The sequence below is a fragment of the Sphaerisporangium sp. NPDC049002 genome (genome assembly GCF_040649355.1).
In the GTDB taxonomy this organism is placed as follows: domain Bacteria; phylum Actinomycetota; class Actinomycetes; order Streptosporangiales; family Streptosporangiaceae; genus Sphaerisporangium.
The window spans coordinates 21,200-40,552 of the sequence record NZ_JBEZFH010000028.1 but is presented as its reverse complement, the minus strand read 5'-3'; the positions used below and the strand labels follow the sequence as shown (position 1 = coordinate 40,552).

General features: G+C 68.7%; 15 protein-coding genes. 5 read left to right on the top strand and 10 right to left on the bottom strand.

What is annotated here, in order from left to right:
- Positions 1 to 11 precede the first annotated feature (11 nt).
- Positions 12 to 989 (bottom strand): dTDP-glucose 4,6-dehydratase, encoded by a 978-nt coding sequence (rfbB, locus tag AB0B89_RS09080; RefSeq protein ID WP_358550244.1) that lies wholly within the window; start codon positions 987 to 989, stop codon positions 12 to 14.
- The gene (locus tag AB0B89_RS09075) at positions 986 to 2,053 is read right to left on the bottom strand and encodes a glucose-1-phosphate thymidylyltransferase (protein ID WP_358550242.1); all 1,068 of its coding nucleotides are present in this window, start codon (positions 2,051 to 2,053) and stop codon (positions 986 to 988) included. Before AB0B89_RS09075 ends, rfbB begins: the two co-directional genes overlap by 4 nt.
- Positions 2,054 to 2,250: 197 nt before the next feature.
- On the opposite strand from AB0B89_RS09075, the gene AB0B89_RS09070 reads away from it, so the two are divergent.
- Positions 2,251 to 3,231 carry a glycosyltransferase family 2 protein gene (locus tag AB0B89_RS09070; protein ID WP_358550240.1) on the top strand — a complete coding sequence of 327 codons (981 nt, stop codon included), beginning with the start codon at positions 2,251 to 2,253 and terminating at the stop codon, positions 3,229 to 3,231.
- An 8-nt stretch (positions 3,232 to 3,239) separates the two neighbouring features.
- Here AB0B89_RS09070 and AB0B89_RS09065 read toward each other — a convergent pair whose 3' ends face one another.
- The 4 genes from AB0B89_RS09065 to AB0B89_RS09050 form a co-directional block, all read right to left on the bottom strand.
- Complete coding sequence (locus tag AB0B89_RS09065; protein WP_358550238.1) at positions 3,240 to 3,992, bottom strand: GNAT family N-acetyltransferase; 753 nt, start codon at positions 3,990 to 3,992, stop codon at positions 3,240 to 3,242.
- 2 nt (positions 3,993 to 3,994) lie between these two features.
- The gene (gene rffA, locus AB0B89_RS09060) at positions 3,995 to 5,143 is read right to left on the bottom strand and encodes a dTDP-4-amino-4,6-dideoxygalactose transaminase (protein WP_358550236.1); all 1,149 of its coding nucleotides are present in this window, start codon (positions 5,141 to 5,143) and stop codon (positions 3,995 to 3,997) included.
- Between the two features lie 128 nt (positions 5,144 to 5,271).
- On the bottom strand, positions 5,272 to 7,311 hold the full coding sequence (locus tag AB0B89_RS09055) for a DUF4082 domain-containing protein (RefSeq protein WP_358550234.1): 2,040 nt from the start codon (positions 7,309 to 7,311) through the stop codon (positions 5,272 to 5,274).
- Between the two features lie 382 nt (positions 7,312 to 7,693).
- Entirely contained in the window at positions 7,694 to 8,845 is a 1,152-nt protein-coding gene (locus AB0B89_RS09050) for an ice-binding family protein (protein WP_358550232.1), read from the bottom strand.
- Positions 8,846 to 9,021: 176 nt separating this feature from the next.
- On the opposite strand from AB0B89_RS09050, the gene AB0B89_RS09045 reads away from it, so the two are divergent.
- A complete protein-coding gene (locus AB0B89_RS09045) occupies positions 9,022 to 10,281 on the top strand; it encodes a nucleotide sugar dehydrogenase (protein ID WP_358550230.1) in 1,260 nt (419 codons plus the stop codon).
- A 61-nt stretch (positions 10,282 to 10,342) separates the two neighbouring features.
- On the opposite strand, the gene AB0B89_RS09040 is transcribed toward AB0B89_RS09045, so the two are convergent.
- Entirely contained in the window at positions 10,343 to 11,092 is a 750-nt protein-coding gene (locus tag AB0B89_RS09040; RefSeq protein WP_358550228.1) for an SDR family NAD(P)-dependent oxidoreductase, read from the bottom strand.
- Positions 11,093 to 11,229: 137 nt separating this feature from the next.
- Positions 11,230 to 12,222, bottom strand: coding sequence for a pirin family protein (locus tag AB0B89_RS09035; RefSeq protein ID WP_358550226.1), 993 nt, complete (start codon positions 12,220 to 12,222; stop codon positions 11,230 to 11,232).
- Between the two features lie 302 nt (positions 12,223 to 12,524).
- On the opposite strand from AB0B89_RS09035, the gene AB0B89_RS09030 reads away from it, so the two are divergent.
- Both AB0B89_RS09030 and AB0B89_RS09025 read left to right on the top strand, forming a co-directional pair.
- Positions 12,525 to 13,181, top strand: coding sequence for a hypothetical protein (locus tag AB0B89_RS09030; RefSeq protein ID WP_358550224.1), 657 nt, complete (start codon positions 12,525 to 12,527; stop codon positions 13,179 to 13,181).
- A gap of 17 nt (positions 13,182 to 13,198) precedes the next feature.
- Complete coding sequence (locus AB0B89_RS09025) at positions 13,199 to 16,192, top strand: AAA family ATPase (RefSeq protein WP_358550222.1); 2,994 nt, start codon at positions 13,199 to 13,201, stop codon at positions 16,190 to 16,192.
- A gap of 122 nt (positions 16,193 to 16,314) precedes the next feature.
- On the opposite strand, the gene AB0B89_RS09020 is transcribed toward AB0B89_RS09025, so the two are convergent.
- Complete coding sequence (locus tag AB0B89_RS09020) at positions 16,315 to 17,856, bottom strand: aldehyde dehydrogenase family protein (RefSeq protein WP_358550220.1); 1,542 nt, start codon at positions 17,854 to 17,856, stop codon at positions 16,315 to 16,317.
- Between the two features lie 409 nt (positions 17,857 to 18,265).
- On the opposite strand from AB0B89_RS09020, the gene AB0B89_RS09015 reads away from it, so the two are divergent.
- Entirely contained in the window at positions 18,266 to 19,024 is a 759-nt protein-coding gene (locus AB0B89_RS09015; RefSeq protein ID WP_358550218.1) for a TNT domain-containing protein, read from the top strand.
- On the opposite strand, the gene AB0B89_RS09010 is transcribed toward AB0B89_RS09015, so the two are convergent.
- Entirely contained in the window at positions 19,003 to 19,278 is a 276-nt protein-coding gene (locus AB0B89_RS09010) for a hypothetical protein (RefSeq protein ID WP_358550216.1), read from the bottom strand. The genes AB0B89_RS09015 and AB0B89_RS09010 overlap by 22 nt on opposite strands.
- Positions 19,279 to 19,353 lie beyond the last annotated feature (75 nt).

Sequence of the window (19,353 nt, the reverse complement as noted above, 5' to 3'; positions counted from 1 at the left end):
CCTCCAAGCGATCAGTGACCGGTTGTCTTCAGCGGGCGCCACCAGTCCGGACGGTCGCGGTACCAGGCCACGACCTCCGCCAGTCCCCGCTCGAAGTCGACCCGGGGTTCGAACCCCATCGCCCGGATCTTGGTGCTGTCCACGGAGTAGCGCCGGTCGTGGCCGAGCCTGTCCGGCACGCGGGCGATCCGCTCCTGGCCAACGCCGAACGCGGCGAGCAGCCGTCCGGCGAGCGCCCGGTTGGTGAGCTCCACCCCGCCGCCGATGTTGTAGATCTCGCCGGGCAGGCCTTTTTCCAGCACGAGCTGGATGCCTTGGCAGTGGTCGTCGACGTGGAGCCAATCGCGCACGTTCTCGCCGTCTCCGTACAGGGGGACCCGCAGCCCGTCGACCAGGTTGGTGACGAACAGCGGGATCATCTTCTCCGGGTGCTGGTAGGGGCCGTAGTTGTTGGTGCAGCGCGTGACCCGTACATCGAGTCCGTAGGTCTGGTGGTAGGCGCGGCACAGCAGGTCGGCTCCGGCCTTCGCGGCCGAGTAGGGCGAGTTGGGGAGCAGGGGCGCCGACTCGCTCCGGGACCCCACGGCGACGGACCCGTACACCTCGTCGGTGGAGACGTGGACGACGGTGGGCACGCCGGCCTCCAGAGCCGCCTGCAGGAGCCGCTGGGTGCCCTGCACGTTGGTCACCACGAAGTCCGCGGCGCCGGTTATCGACCGGTCGACGTGTGTCTCCGCCGCGAAGTTCACGATCGCGTCATGGCCGGGCACGACCTCGCGGAGCAGCCGGGCGTCGGCGATGTCCCCCTTGCTGAAGACGTAGCGCCGGTGTCCGGCGACGGGCTGGAGATTCGCCTCGTTGCCGGCGTAGGTGAGTTTGTCCAGCACCGTCACGTGGGCGCCGTCCCAGGCGGGGTAGGCGCCGGACAGCAGCGACCGCACATAGTGGGAGCCGATGAACCCGGCCCCGCCGGTGACCAGGATCCTCATCCCCGCACCTGCACCCTGCTGTGGTCGCCGACCATGAGCTGGAGCGTGTTGGGCACGCCTTCGGACCTGGTGACCTCGACGTTGCGGCCGATCAGGGAGTACGTCAGCCGTGAGACCCCCCTGATGGTGGAGTCCTGCAGAACGATGGCGTACTCCACCTCCGCGTCCTCCACCACGCACCTGTCCCCGATCGAGGTGTACGGGCCGACGTACGAGCCGCTGATCCGGGCGTGGGCGCCGATGAGCGCGGGGCCGCGGATCACCGAGTCCCGTACCGAGGCTCCCGCCTCGATGACGACGCGCCCCGTGATGTCCGACAGTGCGTCCACTGTTCCGTGCGTCCGCGGCTCTAGGGCCTCCAGGACGATGCGGTTGCATTCCAGCATGTCCTGCAGGCGGCCGGTGTCCTTCCAGTAGCCGCTGACGAGGTGCGAATGAACCCGGAAGCCGTTGTCGACGAGCCACGTGATCGCGTCGGTGATCTCCAGCTCGCCGCGCGCGGACGGCGAGATCGCCCGGACCGCCTCGTGGATCCGGGGGGAGAAGGTGTAGACGCCGACGATCGCGAGGTCACTGCGTGGATCGTCCGGCTTCTCCGCGAGCGCGAGGATCTCGCCTCCCGGTCCGAGCTCGGCGACCCCGTAGAACTGCGGTTCCGTGACCTTGGTGAGCAGGATCTGGGCGTCGTAGTCTCCCTCGCGGAAGGCGTCGACCAGATCGGTGATGCCGCCGACCAGGAAGTTGTCGCCCAGGTACATCACGAAGGGCTCGTCGGCGAGGAACTCCCGTGCGATGAGCACGCAGTGGGCGAGCCCGAGGGGGGCCTCCTGCTGGATGTAGGTGACGTCGAGACCGAACGCCGAGCCGTCGCCGACCGCGTCGCGAACCTCACGGCCGGTGCTGCCGACGATGATGCCCACCTGGCTGATGCCGGCGTCCCGGATCGCTTCCAGCCCGTAGTAGAGCACCGGTTTGTTGGCGACGGGGACGAGCTGCTTCGCCGAGGTGTGGGTCAGCGGGCGTAGCCTCGTCCCCTTGCCGCCGGCCAGAACGAGCGCTCTCATCGCTGACCTCATCCTTCCCGGGGAGCACATGGCCACGGTGGGCCGGCTGTCGGCCCGAATCTATGGCCGACGGGATTCAGAGCTCCCGGACGACGTCCGCCTTTGCCGAAGAATGTGCGCCGGATTGCCGGTACCAGGCATGCCTTCCCGCGACCGCGGAAGGTCCACGAGAGAGGATTGTGGGCGGCATCTGGGAGATGATCGGGGGATCAATGTCGGTGTCGGTCGTTATACCGTGTTACCGCTCCGCGAGAACTCTTCCGGCGCTGGTGGGCAGGCTCATACCGGTTCTCCGTCAGCTCTCCGTCCGTCACGAGGTGATCCTCGTCGTCGACGGAAGCCCGGACGACACCTGGAGGACCGCGGCCGAGCTCGCCTCCCGGGTCGGCGCCGTCCGCGCGATCCATCTCTCGCGCAACTACGGCCAGCACAACGCCCTCGTGGCGGGCATCAGGGAGGCGGTGTTCGACGTCGTCGTCACGATGGACGACGACCTGCAGCACCTGCCGGAGCAGATTCCTCTCCTGCTGGCCACTCTCGAAGGCGACCGGCTCGATCTGGTGTACGGCGTGCCGCACGAGGAGGAGCACGGGTCCGTGCGAAGCCTCGCGTCCCGGTCGGTGAAGGGCGCCATGGCGGTCGCGCTGGGAGTGCGGGCCGCCCGCGCGATCAGCGCCTTCCGTGCCTTCCGTACGTGCCTGCGCGACGGATTCGAGGAGCTGTCGGGACCGCATGCGTCCATCGATGTGGCTCTGTCCTGGGCGACCACTCGGGTGGGCTCGGTCAAGGTCCATATGAGCGAGCGCCATCACGGGCGAACCGCCTACACGCCGCGCCTGCTCGTCCGGCATGCGATGAACATGCTCCTCGGTTACAGCACCACGCCCCTCCGGGTGGCGAGCTGCCTCGGGTTCCTCGTCGGTGTCGTTGGCCTGCTCCTCGGCTGCGCCGTCCTGTGGAGCTTCCTCGCGGGCGACACCACGGTGGCCGGATTCACCACGATCGCCTCGATGGTCGCCATCTTCTCCTCCGCCCAGCTGCTGTCCATCGGAGTCCTCGGCGAGTACGTCGGCCGGATTCACGGCAACGGCATGGGCCGGCCCACCTATGTGGTGCGTGAACGTGCCGGCTCACCGGCCCCCGCCGACGTCCCCTGGCAGCAGGGCGGAGTCAAGTAGCACAGCGTTCAGGGGATGATGCGCCTGCTCTTGACCAGGTGAACGGTGAGGACGGCGCTCACGGGCTCGAACCCGTATCGCGCCCACGCCCTCTGCACCCGGGTGTTGTGCACCTGGGTGGAGATGAGGATCTCTTCGGCGCCGCGGGCCAGCGTGCCGTCCTCGATTCCCTTCAGCAGGTGCGCGTACAGGCCCTGCCCCTGCGCCTCGGGCACGACCCCGGCGAGCAGGATCTCCGTCCGCGGGCCTTGCTCGTCGAGCGTCGCGAGTCCGAGGTGGGCGGCGGCGGTCCCGAGTGCGAGGCAACTCCCCTCGGCGGCGGACCTCAGCGCCCATTCCTGGTACCCGGCGAGTGCCTCGGTGGCGCCGAACAGGGGATTGGCCGAGTAGTGACTGCCGTAAGCGGCGAAGATCTCGGACACGAGCGTGGCCACGGCGGCCGCGTCGGTGAGCGTGGTCGTCCGCAGGCCCTGTGCCGACTCGGGCCGGCGGCCGTCCCCCGGCCGCAGACGCCAGTACGAAAGGGAGTCGGCGAATATCGCGGTGCGGCCGAGCAGGGCGAGCTTCGCGAACCAGTCGACCCGGTCCGCCGGGTAACGGAGCACGATGACGTCCGCCGCGGACAGGAGCACGGCTTCCCGGACCATGGTGAACGAGGCGGGGTGCTCGGCGTGGACGGTGAGGCGCTCGACCGAGCATCCGAAACGAGCGGACTCCAGAGGCGAGGCCACGGCCCGCGTGCCGAGCCCGTCACACCCCACCGTCAGCGCATCTTGTAGGTCTGGACGGCGTCGATCACCCGTGTCACCCCGGCCTCGCTGAGATCGGCGAACAGCGGCAGCCGTACCAGGCGGTCGGCGACCTGCTCGGTGACGGGGCAGCCGCCCGGGGCCACGCGCCCGTACCGCAGGGCGGCGGGAGCGGTGTGCAGCGGCTGGTAGTGGAACGCCGCCTGTACGCCCCTGCCGGCCAGGTGGTCGATGAGCGCCTGGCGGTTCCGCAGGTCAGGGAGGAGCAGGTAGTACAGATGGGCCGGATGCGCGCAACCATCCGGGACCACCGGCTGGGCGACCTCGTGCTTCGCCGCCCAGCCCGCCAGTTCCTCGTGATACCGGCGCCAGATGGTGTGGCGGCGGAACTGGATGTCGTCGAAGTACTCCAGCTGGGAGGTCAGTTGCGCGGCGAGCACGTCGGACGGCAGGTAGCTGGAGCCGATGTCGATCCACCGGTACTTGTCCACCTGGCCGCGGAAGAACCGGCTGCGGTCCGTGCCCTTCTCCCGGATGATCTCGGCCGGGGCCACCAGGGCGGCATCGTTGAGGAGCAACGCGCCGCCCTCGCCGCACTGCACGTTCTTCGTCTCGTGGAAGCTCTGCGTGGCCATGCGGCCGAACGACCCGAGAGGCCGGCCCCGGTAGGACCCGCCGAGCCCGTGCGCGTTGTCCTCGATCACAGTGAGGCCGTGCCGTCCGGCGATCTCGTCCACGGCCTCCATCGCGCAGGCGACACCGGCGTAGTGGACGACCACGATGGCTCGGGTCCGTTCGCTGATCGCGGCCTCGATCAGCCTCTCGTCGATGTTGAGGGTGTCAGGCCTGCAGTCGACGAACACCGGCACCGCCCCGCGCAGGGCGTAGGCGTTGGCCGCCGACACGAAGGTGAACGACGGGACGATGACCTCGTCGCCGGGTCGCAGGTCGAGCAGGATCGCCGACATCTCCAGCGCGTGAGTGCAGGACGTGGTCAGCAGGACCTGGCACGACCCCGTCATCTCCCGCAGAAGTTGGGCCGCCCGCCGGGTGAACGGCCCGTCGCCGGAGGTGAATCCCTGGCGCAGGACCTCCGCGAGGTAAGGGAGCTCGTTCTTCGAGATATGCGGTCGATTGAATGGAATGGTCGCAAGACCGGTCATGCTCACCATCGCATTGAACATTGACCGGCCTTGCCGACACACGAGGTGACCGCACCACGTGGCAAGCTCTTACCCAAGCCTTACGCCTACATCGCGGAGCCGCCCTCCGGCTCACCCCGGTGCGCCCGTTAGCTGGCGGTGAACATGACGTCCACCCAGTAGTTCGCGGATTGGTAGGTGCTGGTGGGGAAAGTGTTCGTCGGAGTGTAGACATAGACCCCGTTTCCGCCCTCATCGCCGTCCGCCAGCGCGTACAGGGAGCCGCTCGTGTATTGAGAAGTGAAGTAGGGGACCGTGGCCGAGAAGAACCCTGATGTGGTCTGGTAAGAGGCCACGTACGTGGTGTTGGCGGTGATCGGCACGGGGGTGGCGAAGTTCGCCTGCTGCCAGCCGGACGCGGTCTCGCCGGTGAAGGTCGCGTTGGCGAGCAGCGAGCCGCCGCTGGTCCACAGGCTGCCGGTGTGGGTGCCGGTGTTCAGCGACCCCTTGTAGAACCGGATGCCGTTGATGGTCCCGTTCGTGGTGGCCCTGAATTTCACGCCGACCACGAGGGGACGGGAGTCTGGTACGGACGGCACGGCCGGCGTGGCCGAGTTGTCCCACAGGCTTTTCGACGGCACGAAGACGACGTCGACCCAGTAGTTGCTGGACTGATAGGTGTTGGATGGGAAGGCGTTCGTCGAGTTGTAGTTGTAGACTCCGTTGCCGCCCTCCGCGCCGTCCGCGAGTGCCAGCAGCGGGTCATTCGTGTATTGCGTGGTGAAGTACTGCAGCGTGTACGAGAAATGCCCGCTCGTCGTGAGATAGGACGCGATGTAACTGGTGCCGGCGGTGATCGGCACGGGGGTGGCGAAGTTCGCCTGCTGCCAGCCGGACGCGGTCTCGCCGGTGAAGGTCGCGTTGGCGAGCAGCGAGCCGTCGCTGGTCCACAGGCTGCCGGTGTGGGTGCCGGTGTTCAGCGACCCCTTGTAGAACCGGATGCCGGTGATCGTGCCGCTGACCGTGGCCTTGAACCTCACGCCGAGCACGACGGGCAGGGTGTCGGTATTGGATGCGACGGCCGGCGTGGCCGTACTGTCCCAGAGAGCGGTCGTGACGGCCTGGAGCACCTGGGCCGATGAGCTCGGGGCGAAGTGGATGATCGCCTGTCCGTTGGGAGTGTCGCCACCCAGGTAGACGGCGGTGATCGGATGCTGTCCCGCCGCGAGGCTCGATACCGTGAGCACGGCCGGTCCCGAGCCTGACTGGGTGCCGGAGCCGATGATGGTCGCGCCGTCCTTGAAGGCCACCTGACCTTGCGGCACGACCGAGCCGGAAACCGCGCTGACCGTGGCGGTCAAGGTGATCGACTGCCCCCTCTGGGCGGGGTTGGCCGTCGTGGTCAGAGTGGTCGTGGTCGGAGGGTCGTTCGGCACGGTGACGCGGGTGTTCGGAGGGTTGCTGGTGCCCTGGAGGGCCGCCGTGCCGTTGAGGGCGAAGATCCGGCCGAAGACGGCGGCACCGCTGCTCACCGTGACGGAGTTCGTGGCCAGCACGTTCCCCCGGAAGGTGCTAAGCGTGCCAAGGGTGCCCGAATCGGTGAGCTGCCAGAACACGTTGTTCGCTTGGGCGCCGTTGATGAGATCGATGTTGCTGACGTTCGCGGTGGTGAGGGTGACGGATCGGAAGATGAAGATGGCATCCGGGTTGCTCTGCGCGTCGAGCGTGAGCGTCCCGGTTATCTGGAAGTTCCCGCCGGTGGGGGTGTAGACCCCAGGCGTCTGGGTGGTCCCGCCGAGTTCGGCGGCGACGGTGACGACAGGAGTCCGTCCGGCGACGTCGTTGTAGGCGGCGACCAGATCGCTCTTGGCCGCCGAGGCGGTGGCGTCACCCGCGTGGGTCGCGCCGCTCACGGTGCCGGGAGGGAAGCCCGTCACCGAGGTGCCGGGGCTGGTTCCGAGGTCTCCGGTGATCGAGGTGAGGTTGGTATTCGTCACCGCGGTGCCGGCCAGGACCCCGAAGGACGCGGCGCTGCCGAGGCTCACCGGTGACTGTGCCGCGCTCGCGCCGGATGGGGTCGTGACGACCACGACCATCGCGAGCAGGGAGGAGAGGACGGCGGCGAGGCACGACCTGCCGATGTGTGGACGGATGGAGGAACTGCTGGCGCTGCGCTTGGGCTTCGACATGGTAATCAACTTTTCGACGACGTGGCGCTTGGTCAGTGGCCGGCCTGAGCCGTGCTGAGGCTCGGCCTTGTGATCGTGGCGGAGCTGGTGTCCGAGTCGTCTTATCTGTCGTACATGGCGAAGAAACGGTTGTTACACAGATTGACAATTAATCGGATGTGTAACAATTGCGCCTTTTAATGATGTCGACTACGGGCCCACGTTCGATCATAGGAGATTTCTGGTGTTGTGCTGTGTTGTGGACTTTACACTCGCATGGCCTTATCTCCATTACTTAAGGGGCTCGAATAGACTTCGCGTGTTTCATATGGTGATTTAGGGGAGTCTGGCGTTCGGCCCGTTCAAGCGAGGTGGTGGGGAGACACCTGGTGTGCGCGAGTCGCTAGCTCCCGCGGTTGAGCACCTGCTGGACCAGTACGGGTGACTGGCTCGGCGCGAAGTGGACCCACTGATCGTCGACGGCGGTGCCCCCGCTGACGTACACGGCGGTGATCTGGCGTGGGCCGACAAGGAGTGCGGAGGTCGTGAACGTCGCGACCGCCGAGCTGTTGAGTGGCGCCGAGCCGATGACGGTGGCGCCGTCCTTGAAGCTCACCACACCGGTGGGGAGGAACGAATCGACGTTCCCGTGAACCGTGGCGGTGAAGGTGACGGGATCGCCCTGCTGGGATGGGTTCGGCGAGGAGGTCAAGGTCGTGGTGGTCGGCGGGTCGTCCGGGGCGGTGATGCGCGTGGCCGGCCCGCTGGTGGTGCCGTCGATCGTGACCATGTTGTGGAGGGCGATGGTGCGGCCGTACATGGCCGTGCCCGTGGTCACCGCGATCGAGTTCGCCGCCATGAGGTTCCCCCGGAAAGTGGCGTACCTTCCCAGGGTCGCCGAGTCGCCCACCTGCCAGATGACATTGTCGGCCTGGGCGCCGTTGACGAGGTCGATGTTGCTGACCCTCTCCGCGACCAGTGATGTGGCCTGGAAGATGAAGGTGGCGTCCGGGTTCGCCTGGGCGTCGAGGTGGAGCGTCCCGCTCAGGGTGAAGTTGCCGCCCGGTGTGCGGTAGACACCGGAGGTCATCGTCGAGCCGTTGCCGAGGGCCGCGGGCACGGTCGCCGTGGGCGTCCGGCTCGCGGCGTCGTTGTAGGCGGCGGCCGCGGCGGCCATCTCCCTTTGCGCCTCGGCGTTGTTCAGATCCATTGACCCCCGCACCTGGCCGGGCGGGAAGCCGCTCACGAAGGTTCCCGGGGTCACGTTGAGGTCCCCGGTCACCGTGACCTTGTTCCTGGCGGTCACCGCCCTCCCGGCCATGACCGTGCAGTCCATCGCGTCGCCGAGCTCGACAGGTCGCACCGCGGCACTCGGGCCGCGGGACGCGTCCGCCGTGGCGCTCGAAGAGCGCGGGGCGGCCGGGCCGACCGCCACGGCGCCCGAGATGGGCGGAGCGAGGGACGGGACCGCCATGACGACGGCCGAGACGATCACCGCCGACCGGGAACGACCGGTATTCCTGCCGAGAATACGCGGGCAAGTGGTACTTATCATGCTGTCGTTCCTTCTCCGTTATCAATGTCATTTGAATCGGCGACCCACGTCACTATTGCCGGTCTTGCGGCGCCTGCCCGAACGACACGCCCGGATCGCCGCAGGATCGACGGTATAAGAAGGCCCGCCTTTTACAGTCGTTCCTGTACTTTTTCGAAACGTCGGGGGTATCTGATATGGGAGACAAGCTGGTCGTCGTCGGGCAGGGTTATGTGGGCCTGCCCTTGGCGATGCGGGCGGTCGAGACCGGATTCGACGTCGTGGGCATCGACGTGGACGAGTGGCGTGTCAAGCGGCTGAACGCCGCCGAGTCCTATGTCGAGGACGTCAGCGGCCGCGTGCTCGCCGCCGCGCATTCGTCTGGACGTTATCTCGCCAGTACGGACTACACCGCCGCGGAAGGGTTCGACGTCTGCGTGATCACCGTGCCCACGCCTCTCCGCGACGGCGCTCCTGACCTGCGTCACATCGGCTCGGCCGGCGAGTCCATCGCGCCGCTGGTGCGGCGGGGCGCCACGGTGATCCTCGAGTCCACCACCTATCCGGGCACCACCGAGGAGCACCTGCGTCCGCTGCTCGAGACAGGCTCCGGTCTGCGCACGCCCGAGGACTTCTTCCTCGGTTACAGCCCGGAGCGGATCGACCCGGGGAACGGCCGGTGGCGGCTCGACAACACGCCGAAGGTCGTGTCCGGCATCGACGAGGCTTCCCTGGACAGGATTCAGGCGTTCTACCGGCGAATAGTGCAGGAGGTCGTCCCCGTCTCCTCCCTGCAGGTCGCCGAGCTCTGCAAGCTTCTGGAGAACACTTTCAGGCACGTCAACATCGCCCTGGTCAACGAGCTGTCCATCTTCGCGCAGCAGCTCAGGATCGACGTCTGGGAAGCGATCGACGCCGCCTCCACCAAGCCGTTCGGCTACATGCGCTTCACCCCCGGGCCCGGCGTCGGCGGTCACTGCCTGCCGATCGACCCGTCCTATCTGTCATGGAGGGTCAAGCGCAGTCTGGGGCACAACTTCAGGTTCGTGGAGCTGGCGAACGATATCAACGACCACATGCCGGACAACGTCGTGCAGCGGCTGAGCCTCGCGCTCAACCAGAGGCGTAAGGCGATCAACGGCAGCCGGGTCCTCGTGCTCGGAGTCGCCTACAAGAAGAACGCGGGAGACTGCCGCGAGTCGCCCGCGATCGAGGTGACCAAGGCCCTGTGCAAGCTCGGCGCGGATGTGAGAGTCGTGGATCCGTACGTCGACAGCTCCCTGCTTCCGGCCGAGATGGACATGGTGCGGTTCACCGAGACAGAGCTGGCCCAGGCGGACGCGGTCCTGGTCCTCACCGACCACGACTGCTTCGACTACGGCCTCGTGCAGCGGGCGAGCCCCTTCGTCTTCGACGCGCGCAACCGCTGCAGGGGCCCCAACGTCGAGTGCCTGTGAGTCCGGGTGCTTCCGGCCCCCGGGTGATCGCCCGGGGGCCGGGCACCTGTGGCCACGCCGTTCAGCGGCCGATGCCCGCGGAGACCCGGCTGACCACGCCACGCGGCACGTACCTCGCGATCGCCGTGATCACCTTGTACCTCGGGTCCGGCACGCTCACGGGCAGGCCGCGGGCGAAGTCGCGCATGGCGGCGTCCACCACGCGATCGGCGGAGAGCCAGAGGAACGCGGGAATGCCGGAGGTGTCGATCGCCGCCCGCTCGTGGAACTCGGTCCGCACGAACCCCGGGCACAGGGCCATGACGTGGACGCGCGACTCCGGGACCTGCGAGGCGAGCGACTCGCTGAAGGTGACCACCCAGGCCTTTGAGGCGCTGTACGTGCCATGCGGGAAGAACGCCCCCACGGAGGCGACGTTGATCACTCCGCCGCGACCCCGCGCCCGGATGGCGGGCAGCGCGGCCATGGTCAGCCGCAGCACCGCCTCGCAGTGCACACGCAGCATGGTCACCTCGTCGGCCACCGGCACGTCGAGGGCCGCGCCGGAGTGGCCGAAGCCCGCGTTGTTGACCAGCAGGTCGACCCCCTCGCGCAGCCGCATCTCCACGGCGGTGACCCCCTCGCCGGTGGCGAGGTCGGCGGCGAGCGCCTCGGCCGCCACGCCGTACCGGCGGTGCAGCTCGGAGGCCGCCGAGGCGAGTCGCTTCTCGTCGCGGGCGACCAGCACGAGGGAGAACCCGTCGGCGGCCAGCCTGCGTGCGAAGGCGGCGCCGAGGCCGGCGGTCGCGCCCGTGATCAGTGCGGTAGGCATGCCCGTCAGGATATGGGCTTTCCGGACCCACGCGGGCGGCCCGGCGCGCGGGCATGCCGGCCCGGTACGGGGCATGAGCACCGCGCCGGCCCCCGGTGGCAGAGGCGTCGGCACACCCGCCACCGGGGGTCACGGGATCAGAGGGTCTCGTCGCGGCTGGAGCGGTGGGGGATCCTCTCGGCGGGGACCACGCCCATGCGTCCCGCCTGGAAATCCTCGAAGGCCTGGACGATCTCGTCCCGGGTGTTCATCACGAACGGGCCGTACCGCGCGATCGGCTCCCTGATCGGCAGGCCGCCGAGGACGAGGACCTCCCATCCACGCGCGCCGGCCACCGGCTGGGAGTCCGCGGCGCGCAGGGTCAGCGCCTCGCCGCGCGGCCCGAAGACGGCGAGCCGCCCCTCGTCCAGCGGAGTGCTCTCCGCACCGACGGTGCCCCGCCCGTTGAGGACGTACACCATCGCGTTGAAGTCGGCCGGCCATGGCAGGTCCAGCCGCGCGCCCGGCGCCACGGTGGCGTGCAGGTAGGTGATCGGCGTGTAGGTGACGCCCGGCCCTTCGTGTCCGGCGAGGGAGCCCGCGATCACCCGGACCAGCGACGAGCCGTCCGCGCTCGACAGGAGCTTGACGTCACTCCTGTTGATGTCCTGATAGCGCGGGGGCACCCACTTCTGCTCGCGGGGCAGGTTGACCCACAGTTGCACGCCGTGGAAGAGGCCGCCCGAGGCGACCAGCTCCGGAGGCGGCTGCTCGATGTGCTGCAACCCGCTTCCCGCCGTCATCCATTGCGTGTCGCCGTCGGAGATCAGGCCGCCGCCGCCCGTGGTGTCCTGGTGCTGGAAGGCGCCGTCGATGATGTAGGTCACCGTCTCGAAGCCTCGGTGGGGGTGCCAGGGCGTGCCCATCGCCTCGCCCGGCGCGTACTCCACCGCGCCCATATGGTCGAGCAGGAGGAAGGGGTCGGCCAGCGAGAGGTCGACTCCCGGGAAGGGGCGGCGCACGGCGAAACCTTCCCCCTCAAGGTGGTGCCGCGCGGTGATGACCCTGGCCACCGGACGCCAGGCCGTGGTGGCCTCGGGCAGTCGCGGGAGCCTTGCGAGAGTCAGGGTGTCAGCGGTGACGGCCGGCATGGGAGCCCTTCTTCCTGGCTGTGGCGTGCGTCGCCCGACCTTCCCGGTCGGGCGTCGCGCCTCGTGGACGAGGATGCTCCGCACAACAGAAGTTGACGTTTCAACTATTCCCGGCGGTCGCGATGCTGGGCTCTGTAACAAGACGAGCTAGGTTTCCGGCAAGATTTGGTCAAGATTTCCAAAATCTTCGGAGGGGAGGACGCCGGGAAAGCGGGCACAACAACCATGTTGGCCCGCAAAGCGGAGGTAAGGCCCCTGTGGAAAGAGCGCGGGTGGGGTCTCGGCTGATCAGGTCGGCGGCGATGTCCGCTGTGCTGATCGCCGGGGTGGCCGGTTGTGGTGGTGCCGATTTCACATACGTCATGGGCAACGACGGGCAGAGCTACTTCAAGGTGCCCGCCACGTGGCAGAAGGTAGACCAGAAAGCGCTCGACCGGAAGGTCTTCGGCGACATGACCTCCGCCACGGCCCAGGTACGAAAACAGCTCTCCTGGACGGTCGCCTACGACGGCTTCAGCCGGCCGTCGGCCGACCACCTGCTCGACTCGGAAGGTTCCGACGAGCCCTTCGCCTTCGCGATGGTGTCGAACCTCACCGAGTCGGAGCGGGACGCGGTCTCCCTGGACGTCCTGCGCAACGCGGCGATGCTGCCGGTCGTGGTCAGCGACGACCTCCGCAAGCAGATGGAGGAGACCGCCGGGTATCCCTTCAAGGACTTCGAACTCCTCAGCGACGAGGTGCTCCCACCCAAGGACGGCGTGCGAGGCGTCCACCTGGTCTACAACTTCAAGGTGCTCGGAGGCCCGGTTCAGACCTTCGACCAGACCGCCTACCTCGCCGCGGACGGCAGTCGCGTATCCGTCCTCCTCATCCGCTGCTCCGCCACGTGCTACCAGAGCCGGACGCAGGAACTCGACAGGATCGCGCAGTCCTTCAAGGTCAAGCGAATTCCTGGGTGACCGGATGAGGAGCCCCGATGACACACGCCCCCGCGCCTGAGCAGCCCACGGGACTGCGCGCACCCGACTCCGGGCCCGACTCCACCACCAGGCGCACCATGGCCTTCTGGGACCGGATCAAGATCCTGCTCGTGCTGGCGCTCGCGTTGCTCGTGCTCGTCTGGCATGACATGGCCTCGTTCGAGGGCATCATGCCGTTCGGCGACGCCGTGCGAGACGTCACGGCGAGCCGGGCCGGGTCGATCATCCTGTCGCTGATGGGCGCGGAGGTCGTACGGCAGATCCACTTCCTGATGAGCGAGCGGTCGGCGTCCTACCACCGGTTCTGGACCACGAAGATCTTCGGAGGCTTCGACAGGTGGACGCGGCGCCGGTTCAGCGACTGGAATCGCTACCGCATCGCCAGGGCGCTGAAGTGGCTGTTCTGGATTGTGCTCCTCGCGCTGGTGCTGGGCCAGATCCTCGACGTCTCCCCGGCGCTCGCGCTCTTCCAGGCGCCCGCCCTGCTCTGGCAGGTGCTCCCGTACGGGCTGCAGCTCGCCTTCGGGTTCTTCTTCGTCATCATCCAGTTCGTCGGGCTCTTCTGGTTCATGTCCAGGGGCGGCGTCGAGACCTACTTCCCCGACGACATCAAGACCCGCTTCTCCGACGTGTGGGGCCAGGACCACGTCGTCGAGCGGGTGAAGGAGAACATCGTCTTCCTGGAGAAGCCCGACGAGATCGAGGCCAAGGGCGGGTACGTGCCGAGCGGCCTGCTCCTGTGGGGCCCGCCCGGCACGGGCAAGACCCTGATGGCCGAGGCGGTCGCGGGCGAGACCGGGCGGCCGTACGTCTTCGTGGACCCCGGCGCCTTCGTCAACATGTTCATGGGCATCGGCATCCTGAAGGTGAAGTCACTGTTCAGGAAGTTGCGCAAGCTGGCGCTCCGGTACGGCGGCGTGATCGTCTTCTTCGACGAGGCCGACTCGCTCGGCAGGCGCGGCGCGCTCGCCCAGCAGGGGCCGCCCGGAGGCGGCGGCTTCGCGGTGGGCGCGCCGTTCCAGACCGCGGGCTGCCACGGGTTCACCTACCTGTCGAGCGACACCAGGGACGTGCTGACCAGGCATGCGCTCGCCGGGTCCGGCGCCGCGGCGTCCGAGCCCGGCCGCGACCGCGTCGTCTCCCCGATGGGCATGATGGGCGGGAGCGGCGACCAGGGCACGTTGCAGGCGCTCCTGACCGAGCTGTCCGGCCTGAAGAAGCCGCGCGGCTTCATCAACCGCTACGTCCGGCGGCTGCTCGGCATGCGCCCCAAGCCGCCGCCGAAGTACCGGATCATGGTCATGATGGCCACCAACATGCCCAACTCGCTCGACGAGGCGCTGCTGCGGCCGGGCCGCATCGACCGCATCTACAAGGTGGGCTACCCGTCCAAGGCCGGGCGCGTCCGTACCTACCAGGGCTACTTCGACAAGGTCCGCCACGAGCTCACCCCCGAGCAGATGGACAAGCTCGCCACGATCACTCCGTACGCCACGGGCGCCACCATCAAGGACCTGGTGAACGAGTCGCTCATCACGGCCATCCGCGGCGGGCGCGAGGTCATCACCTGGGCGGACGTCACGACCGCCAAGCGGCTGAAGCAGCTCGGGCCGCCCGAGGACGTCGAGTACATCGAGCGCGAGCGCCACGCCGTGGCCGTGCACGAGGCCTGCCACGCCGTGGCCGCCTACCGCACCCGCCAGCACCTGGAGATCGACATCGCGACCATCGAGAAGGGCGCCGACTACCTCGGCATGGTCTCCAGCATCAAGCCCGAGGACCAGTTCACCCGCTGGCGCAGCGAGTACGAGTCGGACATCATCGTGTCGCTCGCGTCCCTGGCCGGCGAGCGCATGTTCTTCGGCGAGGACAACTCCTCCGGCGTCTCGGGCGACCTTGAGAGCGCGACCATGGTCACCGGCCTCATGGAGGCCTACTGGGGCATGGGCGTCGGCGTCGCGTCGCTGGCCGCGCTCCAGCAGCTCGGCATCAGGGACGGCAAGGCGGCCCCCCGGCCGGGCGGCACCGGCGGCATCGGGTACACCCAGGAGCCCGGCGGGCGCCGCGATCACCTCACCCCCGACATGCTCGCCGAGCGCATCGAGTACAACCTCGCCAGGATCCTGAAGAAGACCGAGGAACTGCTGAAGGACAACCGCCGCGAGGTGCTGTGCGTCGCGCACGCGCTGGAGCAGCACAAGACGCTCAACGGCGACGACGTGATCGCGGTGATCGAGGGCACACGCGGCCCGCTGGTCGACGGCTCGCTCTACACCTCGGAGGAGTTCTACGAGGAGCTGGAGGCCTACCACGAGGTGGCCGCCGCCGCGCACCGCACGCACAGCCACGTCACCTCCGCGCTGCCCCAGCCGAGGCCGGCCAGGCTTCCCCAGCCGGTCATCGCCGGCCAGGTGGTCCCGCAGCAGGGCCCGTACGGCGCCCCGCAGACCGGCCCCTACGGCACACCGCAGCCGGGCGTCGCGGACGGCCCGTGGTTCGCGCCGCCCGGCAACGGTCACACCGCCGCCGTGGCTCCCTCGGCCAACGGTGGCTCCTCGCCGGAGTTCATCCCGTGGAGCCCCGAACGGCCCCAGGCCGCCCAGTCGCCGCCGCTGCCCGTCCCGCCTCCGGCTCCGCGCAGGTCGCGACGGCCCGTCTTGATCGCCCTGGCGTCCGCCGCGGCGCTCGTGGTGTTCGTGCTCCTCGGGCTGGTCCTGTTCGGGGGGAACCCGGCGACGGGCGCGGACGGCGCGGCGACCGCCTCGTCCACGGGCGGGATCGTGGCGGTGATCGTCGTGGCGGTGCTGCTACTGGCCGGGGCCGGCGTCGCGGCCCTCATGATCCGCGGCCAGCAGGCCGGGCGGCTCAGGGCCGAGCAGTCCAGGGACCGCGCCGTCGAGCGGGCACAGCTGCTCGCGGCCGCCATGGAGCCCGAGACCGCCATGCGCCTCCTCGGCTACGACGGCCGCGACAGCCAGAACGGAGGCTGAACGACGACCGCGACGGCCGCGTCGGCCGGAACGGAGGCTGACCTTCCGGCGGGCGCGACGACTGGAACCGACGTCGGCGGGACGGAGCCTGACATTCCGGCGGGCGCGGCGGCCGGGGTCGTCTAGAGGCGGAACTCCAGGTCGGGGATGATCTCGGCGACGTCCATCTGGGCCTTCTGGAGGCGGCCCGAGTAGTCCCAGTTCATCGCCTGCCAGCGGGTGAACTGGTCGAGCACCCACACGCCCGACTGGCGGCTGCCGTTGCCCGACTTGCCGTTGCCGCCGAAGGGCAGGTGCGCCTCGGCGCCCGAGGTGGAGTTGTTGACGCTGACCATGCCCGCCCCGATGCCCGCGCGGAACCGGAACGCCGCCTTCGGGTCGGTGGTGTAGATCGAGGACGAGAGCCCGTAGCCGGGGCGGTTGGCCAGCTCGACCGCCTCGTCCAGGCTGCCGAACGAGGTGACGCCGACGATGGGCCCGAAGGTCTCCTCCAGGAACAGGCGGTCCCCGTGACGCAGGCCGTCCACGACGACCGGGTGGTAGTACAGTCCGCCGGCGCCGTCGAAGCCGCCGCGCGGGTTGTCCCCGGTGATCCGCCCGGTCGGGCCGGTGACCACCGTGTGGTGCGGCTGGATCCAGCCGAGGTACTCCTCGTAGCGCTCGGCGAAGCGGTGGTCGAGCATCGGGCCGTAGAGGACGTCGCCGGCGGGATCCCCGACCGTCGCCTCCCGCACGGCGCGCGCGTACCGGCCGACGAACTCGTCGTGCACCGACCGGTGCACCAGCACGGTGCCGAGCGAGGTGCAGCGCTGCCCCGCCGTGCCGAACCCCGAGAACAGCGCGCCCTCCACGGCCAGGTCGAGGTCGGCGTCGGGCATGACGACCATGGGGTTCTTGCCGCCGAGCTCCAGGCAGGGCGACTGGAGGTGCCGCCCGCACAGCGCGCCGATCTCGCGGCCGACGGCGGTCGACCCGGTGAAGCCGACCTTCTGCACGGTGCCCTCCGTGAGCGCCGCGTCCAGCCCGGCGAAGGTGGAGGGGCCGTCGGCGAACACGACGTTCAGCACCCCGTCGGGCAGCCCGGCCGCCACGAACAGCCGGTAGAGCGCGTGCGCGGAGGCCGAGGCGTACTCGGCGGGCTTCCACACCACGGCGTTGCCGCACAGCAGGGCGGGGACCAGGTACCAGCTCGGCACCGCGACGGGGAAATTGCCCGCCGTGATCACCGCGGCCACCCCGACGGGCACCCGGAAGGTGAAAAGGTTCTTGTCGGGCATCTCCGAGGGAATCGTCTGGCCGTACATGCGCCGGCCCTCGCCGAGGAAGAAGTCGCAGGTGTCGACGATCTCCCTCACCTCGCCCAGCGCCTCGGCGTACGGCTTGCCGATCTCGGCGGTGACCAGCCGCGCCAGGGTCTCGGCGTTGGCCTCGACCAGCCGGCCGATCGAGGCGATCACCCGGCCGCGTACGGGCGCGGGCACCCGGGCCCACTCGCGCTGCGCGGCGGCGGCGACGCTACAGGCCCAGGCGAAGGAGGCGGCCCCGGCGAGCTGGACCCGGGCCACGGTCTCGGCGGTCCTGGCCGGGTTGACCGAGTCGTAGGTCGTGGCGTTGGGGTCGTCGGCGGCCTTGCCACCGACGACGGAGACGATCTGGCGGGTCACCGTTGACCTCCTCGCATGGGCGCTTGCCTGCATTCTTCCGCCTGAGCCGGGTTCACCCAACATGGGGCGCCCGGCTCGGCGGCATCCGCCTGCCGCGCCGTCGCGGTGGGCCCGGGCCAGGCGTATCCCGACTGTGATTAACATTTCCAGTTGATTGCGCCTTTTGGCGTTTGTTTTTTGTGGTTTCATTGCTTCGCTCGCAGGACTCCTGATCAAGAAACGGGTACGCAGGGATCAATCGCTCCGCTCATCTCGGAAACGGCTCGAATTCCCGGGCCGCCGGTCTCCGGACGGCTGTGGAAACCGGCGGGAAGCCGTCCAGATGAAAAGGGCAGATCCCACCGTTTCTCTCGATTAACGCATCGAGGAGACATGCCGGAATCCGGCTTCCCATCATCAGGAGGATCCATTGCGAAATTTTCGCCGACGCGCGTCGCTGGCCGCCGCTCTCGGCATCGTCGCCATCTCTCTCAGCGTTGTCCCGGCACAGGCCGGCACCAGGGCCGCCGCTGCTTCGCGGGCCGGTTCCGCCTGGGCTCCCGCCGTCTCCGCATTCCCGCCCGGCCGAACGCCGGTGGCGACGGAGGACCCGGCCGAACCCGTCTGCACCGCGCCGTACGTTAATGAGGACAAGCGGCTCGGGCCGAAGAACCTTCCGATGTACGGGGCCCTCGGCAAGATCCTCAGCGATTACGTGCCGCTTGGCGGTCTCCCTCCGCAGAAGTTCCTCAACCGTTACTGGAACTGGGCGGAGGCTTCCTATCGCTATCCGCCCGACTTCGGTTTCGCCCATTCGGGGGGATACACGAGCGGCCGGCCCCTGATCACGCCGATGACGCTCCTCGTCGGCGAGAAAGTGGATCGATTCGGGGGCGAGGGCGGGGCTTTCCTGGCGCCGCTCGGCACACCGTTCTCCCAGCGCGGCATTCCCCCGACCAACCTGGAGACCTTCCCCGCCGCGCCGCAGTATCCCTGCAGCTACCACGCGTACCGGGTGAGCAGGGAGTTCGCGGTCGACGCCGGTCCGATCGCCTCGGCGTTCCAGCAGCCGGGCGGCGGGGACCAGTACCACCTGGTGAGCAGGCTCATCCCCGAGTCGCCCCAACTGCGCGACGAGGTGTCCGTGAGCTGGCTGGTGGAGGGCGGCTACCTCGAACGGCTGAACTGATCGGGTCCCGGCGGCGGGGATCCGCCTTCCCGCCGCCGGGAGGACGCGCCGGGGCGGGTGCGGGCCGGAGACGACTCGATGTCGTCGATCCTGCGGGCCCCGGTGCAGGCGCCTCGCGCGTCGTACAGGACGTGGTACATCCGGACGCCGGGGAAGATCACCAGTTCGGGGATTTCGGCGGCGACACCGTAAATCGACCCACCGATGCGTACCCTGCCGTCCCCGATCCTGTGCGGCCGGTGCTCGGCTTTCACTCGTGGCAACCGCACGGCCACCTGGGGTAATCAGAGGAATATCTGACACAGAGATAGTGGGTGCGTGAATCACCC

Bases quoted from the DNA above. Each gene is read 5' to 3' on its own strand.
- rfbB (WP_358550244.1), bottom strand. From the start codon at position 989: ATGAGGATCCTGGTCACCGGCGGGGCCGGGTTCATCGGCTCCCACTAT.
- AB0B89_RS09075 (WP_358550242.1), bottom strand. From the start codon at position 2,053: ATGAGAGCGCTCGTTCTGGCCGGCGGCAAGGGGACGAGGCTACGCCCG.
- AB0B89_RS09070 (WP_358550240.1), top strand. From the start codon at position 2,251: ATGATCGGGGGATCAATGTCGGTGTCGGTCGTTATACCGTGTTACCGC.
- rffA (WP_358550236.1), bottom strand. From the start codon at position 5,143: ATGACCGGTCTTGCGACCATTCCATTCAATCGACCGCATATCTCGAAG.
- AB0B89_RS09055 (WP_358550234.1), bottom strand. From the start codon at position 7,311: ATGTCGAAGCCCAAGCGCAGCGCCAGCAGTTCCTCCATCCGTCCACAC.
- AB0B89_RS09050 (WP_358550232.1), bottom strand. From the start codon at position 8,845: ATGATAAGTACCACTTGCCCGCGTATTCTCGGCAGGAATACCGGTCGT.
- AB0B89_RS09045 (WP_358550230.1), top strand. From the start codon at position 9,022: ATGGGAGACAAGCTGGTCGTCGTCGGGCAGGGTTATGTGGGCCTGCCC.
- AB0B89_RS09040 (WP_358550228.1), bottom strand. From the start codon at position 11,092: ATGCCTACCGCACTGATCACGGGCGCGACCGCCGGCCTCGGCGCCGCC.
- AB0B89_RS09035 (WP_358550226.1), bottom strand. From the start codon at position 12,222: ATGCCGGCCGTCACCGCTGACACCCTGACTCTCGCAAGGCTCCCGCGA.
- AB0B89_RS09030 (WP_358550224.1), top strand. From the start codon at position 12,525: ATGTCCGCTGTGCTGATCGCCGGGGTGGCCGGTTGTGGTGGTGCCGAT.
- AB0B89_RS09025 (WP_358550222.1), top strand. From the start codon at position 13,199: ATGACACACGCCCCCGCGCCTGAGCAGCCCACGGGACTGCGCGCACCC.